12 protein-coding genes are annotated in these 13092 nt (G+C 44.4%); 6 read left to right on the top strand and 6 right to left on the bottom strand.

Annotated features, from left to right (window positions below; genetic code table 11):
* The first annotated feature begins 34 nt into the window (after nucleotides 1-34).
* Together IH597_14540 and IH597_14535 are read left to right on the top strand one after the other, a co-directional pair.
* Entirely contained in the window at nucleotides 35-646 is a 612-nt protein-coding gene (locus IH597_14540; GenBank protein ID MBE0663670.1) for a fumarylacetoacetate hydrolase family protein, read from the top strand.
* Between the two features lie 60 nt (nucleotides 647-706).
* On the top strand, nucleotides 707-970 hold the full coding sequence (locus IH597_14535; protein MBE0663669.1) for a hypothetical protein: 264 nt from the start codon (nucleotides 707-709) through the stop codon (nucleotides 968-970).
* Nucleotides 971-1032: 62 nt separating this feature from the next.
* Here the strand turns inward: IH597_14535 and ligA are convergent, their stop codons facing one another.
* The 3 genes from ligA to IH597_14520 form a co-directional block, all read right to left on the bottom strand.
* Nucleotides 1033-3078, bottom strand: a complete 2046-nt coding sequence (gene ligA / locus IH597_14530; protein ID MBE0663668.1) for an NAD-dependent DNA ligase LigA — start codon at nucleotides 3076-3078, stop codon at nucleotides 1033-1035.
* Between the two features lie 23 nt (nucleotides 3079-3101).
* Nucleotides 3102-3683: a phosphohydrolase gene (locus IH597_14525; protein ID MBE0663667.1), complete on the bottom strand. Its 582-nt coding sequence runs from the start codon at nucleotides 3681-3683 to the stop codon at nucleotides 3102-3104.
* 150 nt (nucleotides 3684-3833) lie between these two features.
* The gene (locus tag IH597_14520) at nucleotides 3834-4679 is read right to left on the bottom strand and encodes a universal stress protein (GenBank protein MBE0663666.1); all 846 of its coding nucleotides are present in this window, start codon (nucleotides 4677-4679) and stop codon (nucleotides 3834-3836) included.
* Between the two features lie 274 nt (nucleotides 4680-4953).
* Between IH597_14520 and IH597_14515 the strand changes: the two genes are divergently transcribed.
* The 3 genes from IH597_14515 to IH597_14505 all read left to right on the top strand — a co-directional run bounded on the left by IH597_14515 (nucleotide 4954) and on the right by IH597_14505 (nucleotide 8679).
* Complete coding sequence (locus IH597_14515) at nucleotides 4954-6978, top strand: S9 family peptidase (protein ID MBE0663665.1); 2025 nt, start codon at nucleotides 4954-4956, stop codon at nucleotides 6976-6978.
* 386 nt (nucleotides 6979-7364) lie between these two features.
* Nucleotides 7365-7916 carry a hypothetical protein gene (locus tag IH597_14510; protein MBE0663664.1) on the top strand — a complete coding sequence of 184 codons (552 nt, stop codon included), beginning with the start codon at nucleotides 7365-7367 and terminating at the stop codon, nucleotides 7914-7916.
* 145 nt (nucleotides 7917-8061) lie between these two features.
* The gene (locus IH597_14505) at nucleotides 8062-8679 is read left to right on the top strand and encodes a T9SS type A sorting domain-containing protein (protein ID MBE0663663.1); all 618 of its coding nucleotides are present in this window, start codon (nucleotides 8062-8064) and stop codon (nucleotides 8677-8679) included.
* 240 nt (nucleotides 8680-8919) lie between these two features.
* On the opposite strand, the gene miaA is transcribed toward IH597_14505, so the two are convergent.
* From miaA to IH597_14490, 3 genes are all read right to left on the bottom strand, one after another.
* The gene (gene miaA / locus IH597_14500) at nucleotides 8920-9846 is read right to left on the bottom strand and encodes a tRNA (adenosine(37)-N6)-dimethylallyltransferase MiaA (GenBank protein ID MBE0663662.1); all 927 of its coding nucleotides are present in this window, start codon (nucleotides 9844-9846) and stop codon (nucleotides 8920-8922) included.
* Between the two features lie 365 nt (nucleotides 9847-10211).
* Nucleotides 10212-10790, bottom strand: coding sequence for a hypothetical protein (locus IH597_14495; GenBank protein MBE0663661.1), 579 nt, complete (start codon nucleotides 10788-10790; stop codon nucleotides 10212-10214).
* Between the two features lie 35 nt (nucleotides 10791-10825).
* Nucleotides 10826-12250 carry an HD domain-containing protein gene (locus IH597_14490; GenBank protein MBE0663660.1) on the bottom strand — a complete coding sequence of 475 codons (1425 nt, stop codon included), beginning with the start codon at nucleotides 12248-12250 and terminating at the stop codon, nucleotides 10826-10828.
* A 320-nt stretch (nucleotides 12251-12570) separates the two neighbouring features.
* On the opposite strand from IH597_14490, the gene IH597_14485 reads away from it, so the two are divergent.
* Nucleotides 12571-12969, top strand: coding sequence for an Rrf2 family transcriptional regulator (locus tag IH597_14485; GenBank protein MBE0663659.1), 399 nt, complete (start codon nucleotides 12571-12573; stop codon nucleotides 12967-12969).
* The last annotated feature ends 123 nt before the right edge of the window (nucleotides 12970-13092 follow it).

Below are 13092 nucleotides of genomic sequence, written 5' to 3'. Positions count from 1 at the left end.
GGAATATGGAATTTTGAATCTTGAATAAATAAGAATGAAAATAATCTGCATTGGCCGAAACTACGTTGAACATGCAAAGGAGTTGAAAAACCCGGTTCCGAAAAAGCCGGTTTTTTTTCTGAAACCTGACACTTCATTGCTTATCCGCAACCGCCCATTCTTTTACCCGGATTTCTCTGAGGACATTCACTATGAACTTGAGCTTGTGCTGAAAATCTGTAAAAACGGAAAAAACATCGCTGAAGAATTTGCACCGAACTATTATAAAGAGATTGGCCTGGGCATTGATTTTACCGCACGTGACCTGCAGCAGCAAGCCAAGGAAAGAGGTTTGCCCTGGGAAATCGCCAAAGCCTTTGATCAGTCGGCCGCCATCAGTGAATTTGTGCCGCTTGAGAGCATTACAAACCCTGAGAAAATATCATTCCGCCTCGACCTGAATGGTAACACTGTTCAGAACGGCTTGAGCACAGATATGATTTTTCATTTCAATCACCTGATAGCTTATGTCTCGAAATTCATGACCCTGCGTGCCGGTGATCTGCTTTTTACCGGAACACCGGAAGGCGTTGGGCCGGTTAAGATTGGTGATAAGCTTGAGGGATATCTTGAAGACAAGCTTTTGCTTGCGTGCGAAATAAGATAATTTGACAGGTTAGGAAATTATTCTGTATAATCATTATTGGCCGAAGAAAAGAGCATGATTATGAAAAAATCATTCAGCAGTATTGTAAAAGCAGCCTATAGCCTTCCTTTGGAAGAGCATCTTGAATTATTTAATTTGCTGGGTAAAAATATTTCAGAGGAAAAGCGAAACAATATTCATTCAAACAGTCTGAAAGCAATGCAGGAAGAAAAGAAGAAAAAGTTAGTTTTCTCATCTGATCAAATTCTGCTAAAAGAAAATCTCTTAGGGAAGCTTTCTGCCACATATTGTCTGACTACTCCGAACAGCCCCGCTAGGGGCTAAATATTGGTAAAAAAAACAATCCCAAATCTGTTAAGTCCGCCAGAGGTGGACGACATATCTGTTCAGCTAAGCATCGCATTAAATTCCGCTTCCCCAATTATAGCAACGCCAAGCTCCTCAGCCTTTTTCTTTTTCTCCGGGCCCATATTTTCACCGGCCAGCACAAAATCTGTTTTTGACGAAATGGATGAAGTCACCTTCCCACCATTGTCTTCTATGGCTTTTTTGATCCCGTCGCGGGAATAACCCGAAAATACACCGCTGACGACAAAGGATTTTCCTTCCAGTTTTGAACTGCCTGCACTCTCTTTTCCTTGAACCTCGAATAGCAGGCCATGTTGCCTCAGGCGCTCAATCATTGCTTTGTGTTCAGGTTTTGAAAAGTATTCCGTAATTGAAAATGCAATGCGCTCGCCAACATCGGGTACGGCAATTAATTCTTCAGCGGTGGCTGACATCAGTGAATTAATGTTTTCAAAATGTGCGGCAAGCTTTTTCGCAACGGTTTCACCAACATGCCTGATGCCCAGGGCGTATAATAGCCGTGGAAATGAAATGCTCCTTGAGGCTTCAATTCCTTTCAGGATATTATCTACGGTTTTTTCGCGAAAGCTGATTATTTTTGATTTGCCGCTTTCTTGGTCTTCGATTACTTTTTCAAGACCCAGCAAATCCTGGTATTTCAGATCATACAAATCCGCAGCATTATTCACCAATCCCTTTTCATACAGCAAACTGATCTTGCCTTCACCCAAACTGTCAATGTCCATGGCTTTACGGCTGATGAAGTGCTCAAGCTTTCCCTTGATCTGTGGCGGGCAGTTATCCTCATTCGGACAAAAGTATGCCGCTTCCCCTTCATTGCGAACCAGCGTAGTTCCGCATTCAGGGCAAATGGAAATAAATTGAAGTTTTGCTGCTTCCGGTGCACGAAGCGTAAAATCAACACCGGTAATTTTAGGTATGATCTCACCGCCCTTTTCTACGAACACCATATCATCCAACCGAATATCAAGTTTTGCGATGATGTCTGCATTGTGCAACGAAGCTCTTTTTACAACTGTTCCGGCCAGGAGAACAGGTTCAAGGTTCGCAACAGGAGTAACAGTACCTGTGCGCCCAACCTGAAAATCAACCGAACGCAACCGGGTGGCCGCTTCCTGAGCCTGGTATTTATAGGCGATGGCCCAGCGCGGCGATTTTGCCGTGAACCCAAGTAGCTGCTGTTGTGCCATGGAATTTACCTTCACCACCACTCCATCAATGTCAAATGGCAGTTGTGCGCGTGCGGTTTCCCATTCTTTGATAAAATCCCACACTTCATCAATGTTATGGCAGCGTACCAGGTATTCGGCAATATGGAGACCCCATTCTTTGGCCTTTTGCAGATTTTTATAATGCGTTTCAAAGGGCAGGTTTTCGCCTAGCAGATAATATAAATAGCAATCGAGGCCGCGTTTGGCCACCTCTGATGGATTCTGCATTTTCAGGCTGCCGGAAGCGGCATTGCGCGGATTGGCAAAAGGCAGGTCGCCGGCTTCTATACGCCGTGAATTAATTTGTTCAAATTGCCTACGGGTCATAAAAATCTCACCGCGAATCTCAAAATCATCCGGAAAATCCTTTCCGCGAAGCTGCACAGGAATGCTGCGTATTGTTTTTGCATTTGCAGTTACATCATCGCCCTGCACACCATCACCACGGGTGACTGCTTTTTCGAGCCAGCCATTTTTATAGGTAAGCCCGATAGCCACGCCATCAAATTTGAGTTCGCACACATACTCTATCGGTTCGCCAATCGCCTTTTTTACCCGTTTGTCGAAATCCATCAGTTCGCCCTGCGAATAGGTGTTCGACAAAGAAAGCATTGGATATTTATGGCTGACTGCCGTGAACTCTTTGGTAAGATCGCTGCCCACACGTTGCGTTGGCGAATCGGGTTGGATCAGATCCGGCCAGAATTCTTCAAGCTGCTCAAGTTCCTTCAGTAGCAAATCGTACTTAAAGTCGTCAATCACAGGTTCATGAAGCACATAATACCTGTAATTGTGATCACTGAGTTCGCGGGTAAGCTCAAGGATTTTTTGTAATGCTTCTGCTTTTTCCATCCTTACGCAATTGTGTGAACGGTTTACTTGCCCAATGTCCTTTCAATTTCTGTAAGGTTCTTCCTCTTTCCTTCATCGCGCAACAGGCGGGCGGCACGGGTATAATATTTATGGTTCCCAAGAAATCTGAGCTGCATCTCATACCATTCCCTCAAACCATAACGATTGCCCATCAATTCCCATTCGTAGCGCAGGCGTTGCGCAATCATAAAAAAATCGGGTCGCCCAAGATAATCCAGATCAGAATCACAAAGAATTTCACCCAGGAGGGTAATGGCGCTCTGTGGCAATTTTGTTTTGAGGATGATGCACTCTATGATTTTCATTTCATCTTCTGTGTATCCAAATTCCGGGAGAATTTCCCTGGCAATTTTCACCGAAGCCTCTTCATGGTTCTCATAAGTTTCAATAATTCCTGAATCGTGAAAAAAAGCGGCAGTCTCAAGCAAGGCAAGGTCTGAACCGTTAACCCCTTCAATTCTGGCCAGTTCAAGACAGGCGTGATGCACATCAAAGGTGTGATCAATACTATGGTAATGCAGATGAGGGCTAAGCTCACTAGCCATACGTTTCAGGATATAATCGCGGGCAGCATCCAGGTTCATAGTGTGTGTATATGAGTAAACGACTGTAAAAATAGAATTTATCCTTTGTTTGATTCTCTATGTAAAAAGATCGTTGCCCGGGTTATCCTGACAACGATCCATAAACCTTGCAATATTTAACGACTGCTATTTAGCAGCAAGAACAACCATCTATAAACCTAAAATCTCGTAATTGAATTTCCGTGGATTAATGCACATTACAGGAACCTGTGCTGCATTGAAGAGCATATCTTCGTCATAGCTTCCCAGGATGAACTTTGAATAGCCTTTATCGGGGTTGGTCATGATCATGATAAGATCGGAATTGCCGGCAACAGCAAAATCAATTACCTGTTTGGAAAAACTTCCTGCTTTACCGGCTATGCTTACACTGTGGGTAACTTCATTTTTATCGAAATAGCCTGAAATTCTTTCGGTAGCAGATGTAACATCCTCGGCAGGATTGTTAGGAAGCAACAACTGAATGGTTGAGCCAAACTGTTTGGCCATATAAACAGCCCATTTTGTTTTTTCCCATGGGCCGGCACCACTCGTGATGGGCAATACAACATTTTTATAGCCTTTATCGAATGGCCTTTTTTGAACCACGATGACCGGGCAGGGTGATGAAGTGACCACTTTGATGGCAAAACTACCGGTGAGGTGTTGCATGCCAACTTTCCCGTGGGTGCCGAGGTACATCAGGTTTGCGCCAAGATCAGTTGCAACCTCCGGGATCACATCGAATATGGTACCTTCTTTAACCAAATAATCCACCTCCACATTGTAGGCAGTCTTAAGTTCGGAAGCAAGGGCTTTCAGTCGCTGATCAATGAATTCAGCCGAAAGCTTTTCTTCTTTCAGGTATGCCTTGGTTTCTTTGTTGATCACGTGCAGCAGCACCACTTTAAATTTCAGCGAACCGGCTGCTTCAGCGGCTTTATTGGCAGCATTGGTGCACACCTCCGAAAAATCGGTGGGAACCAGAATGATGTTTTTCATTTTGTTGACGTCCATGATAACAGGCTTTTGATTTATTGATTGGATATTCAGATTTAGAACCGAACAAAATTAGTAAAAATATTTTGGGGTGCAAGAAACAGAGGAATTTTGTATTTCATTTACCCGTCCGACCGCTTCGAGCGGTCTGACGGATAAACAAAAGTTCCATAATATCCGTCGGACCGCTTGGAGCGGTCAGACGGAAGGGGTTTAAAATTTCAATTCGGATCAAACAACCTCCTTTTTTCATATTTTCGCATTCAAACAATTTCCATTAAATCCTGAAAAAATGAAAAGAATAAACACACTGCTTTCGATCATCCTGTTGTTGGGTCTCACAGCCCAGGCAAATGAACCTTTTTCAGCTGAGCTTATGTGGGCGCTTGGCCGTGTTAGCGAAGCCCAGGTATCATCTGACGGTACATTGGTGCTTTATGGGATTACCAATTACAGCATTGAAGAAAACAAGGGCAAACGCGACTTGTTCATTGTGCCCGTTGCTGGTGGCGAACCGAAAAAAATCACTTCACAGGAAACAAGTTGTTATAATGCCATCTGGCGTCCCGATGGTAAGGCAATCGGCTACCTGACTTCTGCCTCAGGCTCAATGCAAATCTGGGAAATGGATGCCGATGGCGGCAACCCGCGCCAGGTAAGCGATGTGGAAGGCGGCATCAATGGGTTCGCATATTCACCGGACATGAAGCATGTGCTTTTCACGCAAGATGTTAAGCTCGATGCCAGTCCGCTGGATTTATATCCCCACCTGCCCAAAGCCAACGCTTTTATTGCTGACGATCTGATGTACCGCCACTGGGATAGCTGGCACGATTACACCTATTCCCATATTTTCGTGGCAAGCTATGAGAACGGTAAAACAGCTGAACCGCTCGATATAATGAAAGGCGAACGCTTTGACAGCCCGTTGAAACCTTGGGGTGGCATGGAACAAATCGCCTGGAGCCCCGATGGAACAAAAATCGCTTATACCTGCAAGAAACTTTCGGGCAAAGAATATGCTTTAAGCACCAACTCGGATATTTATATCTATGACCTGAACACAAAAAGGGCCACCAATCTTACACCCGACAACCCTGGCTATGACCAGGAACCTGTGTTCTCGCCCGATGGAAAGAAACTGGTTTGGCACAGCATGGCAACTGCTGGTTTCGAAGCCGATAAGCAACGCATCATGATCCATGATTTTGATAATAAAACCACCACCGACTTCTCAAAGGACTTTGACCAAAGTTCATCGGGTTTTACGTGGTCAGCCGACGGCAAAATGCTTTATTTCATCAGCGGCATTCAGGCAACTTACCAGATATTCTCCCTTGATATTGACTCAGGGAAAATCGCACAGATAACCAAAGGAGATCACAACTACCAGAGCGTAGCCATTGCAAATGATGCGCTTGTTGGAACCAAAATGACAATGGGTTTACCTACTGAAATATTCCGTGTTGATGTTCAAACCGGGGAAGAAACCCAGCTCAGCTTTACCAATAAAAAAATCCTCGACAACACCATGCTTGCCACAATCCAAAAGCGTTGGGTTCCCACCACTGATGGCAAAGAAATGCTGGTTTGGGTCATACTGCCGCCTGATTTCGATCCCAATAAGAAATATCCCGCCCTGCTGTATTGCCAGGGTGGCCCGCAAAGTGCGGTGAGCCAGTTTTTCTCTTACCGCTGGAACTTCCAGATGATGGCGGCAAACGGCTATGTTGTTGTGGCTCCGAACCGCCGCGGACTGCCAACATTCGGGCAGGAATGGAACGACCAAATCAGTGGCGATTATGGCGGTCAAAACATGCTCGATTATCTGTCGGCCATTGATGACGTTGCCAAAGAACCCTGGGTAGATGAAAACCGATTGGGAGCCGTTGGCGCCAGCTACGGAGGGTATTCTGTTTTTTACCTGGCCGGACATCATAACAAACGCTTTAAGGCTTTTATTTCGCATTGTGGCATTTTCAACCTCGAAAGTTTCTATGCATCCACCGAAGAGTATTTCTTTGTGAATTACGATTATAAAGGCGCATCCTGGGAAGAACCGCAACCTCCCTCCTACCGCTTTTCGCCGCATCTGTATGTTAAAAACTGGGATACGCCTATCATGATCATTCATGGCGCCAACGATTTCAGGATTCCTTATGCACAAAGTTTGCAAGCGTTCAATACCGCCCAGCTTCTTGGAATTCCAAGCCGGCTGCTGTTCTTTGCAGAAGAATCGCATTTCGTACTCAAACCCCAGAATGCCGTTCTATGGCAGAATGAGTTTTTCAGATGGCTGGATCAGTGGCTGAAGTAGGTTTGCTGGGAGATGGGGAGATGGGGAAATGGGGAGATGGGGAAATGGAGTGATGGAGTAATGGAGTAATGGAGTAATGCCCGCCCGAACGTGCTGCTTCGGTACGGGCGGGGAGTAATGGAGGAACGAAATGGTGAAATGTTATGGCAAGGTTTGCGAAGAGCCCGTCCCCCTTTGAAAAGGGGGTTAGGGGGATTGACTGACTATACAGGTTTGTGATAGGATGATGCAGTGTGAAATTATTAATGAAAGCGGCACATGAATTAAATGTATTCATCCGTGAATCCGCCCCGGCGGACAAGTTCCGTGGCCTGGCATTTAGCTTTTAACAAGAGCAAAATATTAAAATATCATAGTAGAAGTCTCAACTAATAAATCATTAAACTATGAAACACAAATTCTTGTTTTTATTACCTCTCATTTTCACATGCTCCATATCATATGCACAATATGAAATTTGGGAAACTCAATTGGATATAGAGTACTTCACCCATCTCGACCGTATTTATTTTCTTGATGAAAATAATGGTTGGGCCATTGGCGGTCCGTATTTTTATACCGAGGACGGGGGTGTAAACTGGTACCTTGATCCGAACTGGTGGTTCTTTGATCACTATGGCTCTGATATTGTATTTATGAACCAGGATACCGGCTTTATTGCTGGGGGAAATGGCATTATACATAAAACTACCGATGGTGGCCAAAATTGGGTGCCAATACAAACCCCGGCAACTCAAAACGTATTCAGACTGTTCTTTGTGGATAAAAATAATGGCTGGGGGGCTTTATACAATCAATCTGACGATTACCAGCTGATTCATACAACAGATGGTGGGAATAATTGGGCAACACAACAGGTTTTTGCTATTAATACAAGCGGTATCGAATGTCTATATTTCTTGAACGACAGTATAGGCTTCGCTGGGGGGGTATTATGATATACCAAACAATACCGTCTATAGCTGTATTGTTAAAACCGTTAATAGTGGATATACCTGGGAAAATATATACATTTCTCAAAATTCATCTTATTGGATACGTGACATTTATTTTAAAGATGAATTATCAGGCTGGGCTGTTGGTGTGAAAGGCTATCCTTACACTTACTTTATTTTATATACTGAAGATGGTGGAGAAACATGGACAGAGCAAACACTCCCGGATAATTACCGTGGGATTCCAGCTCAAGCCAACTGCGTGTTTTTTATAAACGATACTGTTGGATGGATAGGAACCAGTGGGTCAGGGTTCGGAGGTTCAATATATATAACAAAAGATGGGGGGGCTAACTGGAAAAAGCAACAGGATTTTGAACAAGAAATTTTCGACATACAGATGCTTAGCATTGATACCGGCTGGGCCGTTGGTGGTGATTTTGTTTACCATACTACAAATGGGTCATTTGTTACCAGTGTAATTGAACATCACCTTGCAAAAGAATCGTTAAGAATAATACCAAACCCTGTAAGCAATACTTTTCGTATAGAAACCAACATTGCGTTTTCTTATGAGAATTGCCAGCTGGAAATTACAAATATTACCGGGAATCCCATTCTTCGTTTAAACAGTGTTTCTTTTGAAGCAATCACCTCTGAATCCATTGACCTGGCAAACTACCCTGCCGGAATTTACTTTGTAACAATCCGGTACGAATCCAATAATCAAATAAATTGTTTCAACCAAAAAGTCATTAAGCTATGAAAAAGTTAACAAGCATTTTTATCATTTCCTTTCACTCGTGAATAAAACTTACAATGGCCTAAGTCTTAAACCCGAATCTGTTAACTCGGCATGATGGTTTTAAAGCGAATTCACGAACGGATTAAATGTATTCATCCGTGAATCCGCCCCGGCGGACAAGTTCCGTGGCAAGCTTTTTATACCAACCCTCCAAAGAGCGCTAAACTTGAATCTGAAATTTTGATTTTTGAATTGCAAGAATCAAGAATTTTCTGTGGCAATCAACGTAGCAATTTCCGCAATCCGTTCCGGATGAAACCAATGGTATTCATGGTCTTTCTTAAACCAGGTAAGCTGGCGCTTGGCATAGCGGCGGGTATTTGTTTTGATGTTGGTAATGGCTTCTTCCAGTGAGATATTTCCATCCAGGTGTTCGAAGAGCTCCTTGTATCCAACCGTGTTCAGGGCATTTTCATGGCGATAGGGCAAGAGGCTTTTTACTTCATCCAGTAAACCCTCAGCCATCATCTGATTGGTTCTTGCAGCAATGCGTTCAAAAAGTTCTTCACGATCACGGTTTAATGCAATTTTCAAAATCCGGAAAGGCCTTTCCTTCACCTGCCCTTTTCTCAACTGTGAATAAGGTTTGCCTGTGGCCTCGCAAACTTCGATAGCACGCAGCAAACGATTGGGATTGTTTTTATCCACTTTTTCGAAATACAGCGGATCAAGTTTTTTAAGTTTATCCTGTAAAGCAGCAATTCCTTCATTATCAAATAAAGCCTGAAGCTTCTTGCGCAAGCCCCGGTCGCGATCGGGAAGTTCGTCAAATCCTTTGCAAACCGCATTGATGTATAATCCGCTGCCCCCGGTCATGATCACAAGCTTGTGTTCAAGAAACAACTGCTCCAGCCTGGCAAGTGCTTCGGTTTCAAACCTCGAAACATCATACCGATCATGAATTGAAAGATGCCCGATGAAATGATGCGTAACCACTGACAGTTCTTCCGGCGAAGGAATGGCGGTTCCGATTTTCATTTCCCTGTAAAACTGCCTTGAGTCAGAAGAAATAATCTCCGTCCCAAACTCCTGTGCCAATTGTAAAGCAACACCAGTTTTCCCAACAGCCGTTGGGCCGGCGAGCACGATTAGCAGGGGGGTGTTGGGAGGTGGGAGGTTTGTGTGCATTTTTATTCAGTTGGCAGTTAGCAGTTGGCAGTTAGCAATAGCAGGAGGCAGTTGGCAGCGCCAGCGGCAGTGGCAGCGGCAGTGGCAGTGGCAGCGGCAAATATGAAAATTGAATCATGAGTTCATTCCGAATCGGTATTGCCCCTAAATCCCCTAAAGGGGACTTCCGCTAACAGCTAATTTTTCTCGTTTTCCCTATAAAGATTGCCGCAAAAAATGTTAAAAATTATTAGTTTTTACTTTTCGGAGAAGACTCAACATTGAACCTCGAACCACGAACGTCAAACCGGCACTTCGACACGCTCAGTGCCCGGAATTTTGAATATTGAATTTTGAATCTGGAATCTTGAACCCCGAACGCGAAGCTACCACTCCGTCGGTTCTTCCACCGATCCTTCGTCGGTGTTCACTTCAAACATATCGTCGAGCATGTCATCCTCGGTGGTTAGCAAATCTTCGCCAAGGTCTTCAAGTGCAAATCTTTTACGCAGCGGCGCTCTCACAAACTCGCCCACTGAGCGGCTACACAGCGGATATTCCTGTTCTTTATCGCCTGGCACAATTTTGTACAATTCAATATAAAACACAACAGGGTTCAGGAAGTCATACTCATACACCATGCGCTGATGCGGATCATCAATAATATCCCTGATCTTCACCTGGTTCATCACAAAAACAGGCAGTTTGTTTTTCTTAACCGGCTTTTCGTCTTCATCCTCATCATCAAAATCCTCATCATGCTCCATGTCAATAAGCGTAAGCTCTTTTATCCGGCGCCATTTATTATCGCAAATATAAAAGGAAGCCAACTCTTCACTGTCAAGTTTGAACATTGCAATCAAAGCCCGGTGAAATTCCTCAAAGGTTTGGTTCGCAAGGATATCAATATCTCTTAGGAACTCATCCTGGTCTTCTGCAAGTAATCTGAAACGATATGCGTGCATGATGGGTGTGTTTTAGTCGCCTGCAAAGATAAAGATTATTTGACCCGCTCAAGCCCCATTTTTTCACCTTCCTTTAACATTAAGGCATAAGCTTCTTCAAAATTATTACTTATGACCCCATCAAGGATGGCTTCGCGTATGGCCGTTTTTATGACCCCAACCTCACGGCTTGGGCTCAAACCAAAAGTTTCCATGATCACCTCGCCCGAAACCGGGGGCTGCCAGTTCCTGAGTTTGTCGCTTTCCTCCACTTCTTTCAGTTTCTTGCGAACCAGGGCAAAGTTGCTTAGAAACCGCCTTACTTTATTCGGATTTTTTGAAGTGATGTCGGCTTCGCAGAGGAGCATCAGATCGTCAATATCATCGCCGGCATCAAACAATAGCCTGCGCACTGCCGACTCAGTAACTTGTTCCTCAGAAAGCACGATGGGCCGCAGGTGCAGCAACACAAGTTTCTGCACATACTTCATTTTCTCATTGAGGGGCAGCCGGAGGTGTTTAAAAATCTGGGGAACCATTTTGTAACCCAAATGGTCATGCCCATGAAAAGTCCATCCGGTTTCGACATTGAACCGCTTGGTGGCGGGCTTTCCAATATCATGCAGCAATGCAGCCCATCGCAGCCAAAGGTTTTCAGATTTCTCAGCCAGATTGTCAAGCACTTTCAACGTATGATAAAAATTATCTTTATGACCCACGCCTTCAACAAGCTCAGCGCCTTTCAGGGCGAGAAACTGGGGGAAGATCAGCTCCAATAAGCCGCATTCGTCAAGCAATTTAAAACCTCCTGATGGAACCTGGGCCAGAATAATCTTGTTAAGTTCTTCTGTCACCCGCTCACCCGAAACGATCGAAATCCTCTCCCTGTTTCGTTGTATTGACTGCCAGGTTTCGGGTTCGATCCCAAAATCCAGTTGGGTCGCAAAACGGATCGCACGCATCATACGCAGCGGATCATCAGAAAATGTGGTATCAGGATTTAAGGGAGTGCGGATGATTCGGTTCTCAATATCCTGCAAACCGTTAAACGGGTCAACAAGGCGACCGTAATCTTCGGTTTGTAAGCTCAGCGCCAGGGCGTTGATGATAAAATCACGTCGAAACTGATCGTCTTCCAGGGTTCCTTCTTCAACCATGGGTTTTCTTGAATCCCTGTTGTAGGATTCCTTGCGGGCGCCTACAAATTCCACCTGGTAATGCCGGAAATGCAGCATGGCGGTGCCGAAGTTTTTGAACACCGTCACCTGGCTTCCCTCCGCGATCTTCTCGGCTACCCTGTTGGCAAGTTCAATGCCGTTGCCGGCCACCACAATATCAATATCGGTACAGGGGCGCTGCATGATGAGGTCGCGCACAAAACCGCCAATCACAAAAGCCGGTTTGCCCATTTCGCGGGCAGCCTGGGCCGTGATCTCAAAAACCGGATGTTGCAAATCCTCAGCAAAGCTTTTATTTTCCATGCGGCAAAATTAGGGGAAAATCCGGTGTCACCGAAATTATCAATGGGGGTAGAGACGCAACGCCTTGCGTCTCTGAATTTCCCAATTTTGTCATCCTGAACGAAGTGAAGGATCTCTTTTTGAAATTGTAAATTAGATTCTTCGCTGCGCTCAGAATGACAAAAACCGATAAAACCGAGAGTTTTGAGACATCCTCGCATTTAGCTAAGGATGTCTCAATTTTGTCATCCTGAACGAAGTGAAGGATCTCTTCTTGATCAGGATATATTTTGAATCAATTATTTCCGATATTTGCGCAATCAAATACCTAATTTACTTGTATGTCGCGTATCATTGCCCTGTCAGAAGCCGCATCCATTGCTATTCACAGTTTTGTGCTGATTTCCCGCAGCGAAGAAATGCTGAATGTGAACAAAATATCGGAAGCCACCGGTTCATCAAAACACCATGTTGCTAAGGTATTGCAGCGTTTAGTCAAGGATGGCTACCTTTCCTCTACCCGCGGGCCAAGCGGTGGTTTTATAATGCGCAAAGAGCCAAATGAAGTTACTTTGTTGAACATATACGAAGCCATTGAAGGCAAGATTGAGATCACCGATTGCCCCATGGAGCATCCGGTTTGCCCATTCGATAAATGCCTGATGGGAAATGTTGTAAAGAAACTCACGGCTGAATTCCGCGATCACCTGGCAAGCCAGACTATTGAAGAGTTTTTGTAGGAAGAATAGAAAATGTTAAAAGATTAATTACCACTGAGACACTAAGTTCACTAAGAAACACTTAGTGAATCTAAGTGTTCTCAGTGCCTTAGTGGTTTATAATTATGGAACTCCACCGACGAA

Source organism: Bacteroidales bacterium (assembly GCA_014860575.1).
GTDB lineage: Bacteria > Bacteroidota > Bacteroidia > Bacteroidales > JAAYJT01 > JAAYJT01.
The sequence above is the reverse complement of the archived record's forward strand: the minus strand, read 5'-3'. Positions and strand labels throughout refer to the sequence as shown.

What these genes read in the sequence shown, in the direction of transcription:
- IH597_14540 (MBE0663670.1), top strand. Translation starts at nt 35, where the DNA reads ATGAAAATAATCTGCATTGGCCGAAACTACGTTGAACATGCAAAGGAG.
- IH597_14535 (MBE0663669.1), top strand. Translation starts at nt 707, where the DNA reads ATGAAAAAATCATTCAGCAGTATTGTAAAAGCAGCCTATAGCCTTCCT.
- ligA (MBE0663668.1), bottom strand. Translation starts at nt 3,078, where the DNA reads ATGGAAAAAGCAGAAGCATTACAAAAAATCCTTGAGCTTACCCGCGAA.
- IH597_14525 (MBE0663667.1), bottom strand. Translation starts at nt 3,683, where the DNA reads ATGAACCTGGATGCTGCCCGCGATTATATCCTGAAACGTATGGCTAGT.
- IH597_14520 (MBE0663666.1), bottom strand. Translation starts at nt 4,679, where the DNA reads ATGGACGTCAACAAAATGAAAAACATCATTCTGGTTCCCACCGATTTT.
- IH597_14515 (MBE0663665.1), top strand. Translation starts at nt 4,954, where the DNA reads ATGAAAAGAATAAACACACTGCTTTCGATCATCCTGTTGTTGGGTCTC.
- IH597_14510 (MBE0663664.1), top strand. Translation starts at nt 7,365, where the DNA reads ATGAAACACAAATTCTTGTTTTTATTACCTCTCATTTTCACATGCTCC.
- miaA (MBE0663662.1), bottom strand. Translation starts at nt 9,846, where the DNA reads ATGCACACAAACCTCCCACCTCCCAACACCCCCCTGCTAATCGTGCTC.
- IH597_14495 (MBE0663661.1), bottom strand. Translation starts at nt 10,790, where the DNA reads ATGCACGCATATCGTTTCAGATTACTTGCAGAAGACCAGGATGAGTTC.
- IH597_14490 (MBE0663660.1), bottom strand. Translation starts at nt 12,250, where the DNA reads ATGGAAAATAAAAGCTTTGCTGAGGATTTGCAACATCCGGTTTTTGAG.
- IH597_14485 (MBE0663659.1), top strand. Translation starts at nt 12,571, where the DNA reads ATGTCGCGTATCATTGCCCTGTCAGAAGCCGCATCCATTGCTATTCAC.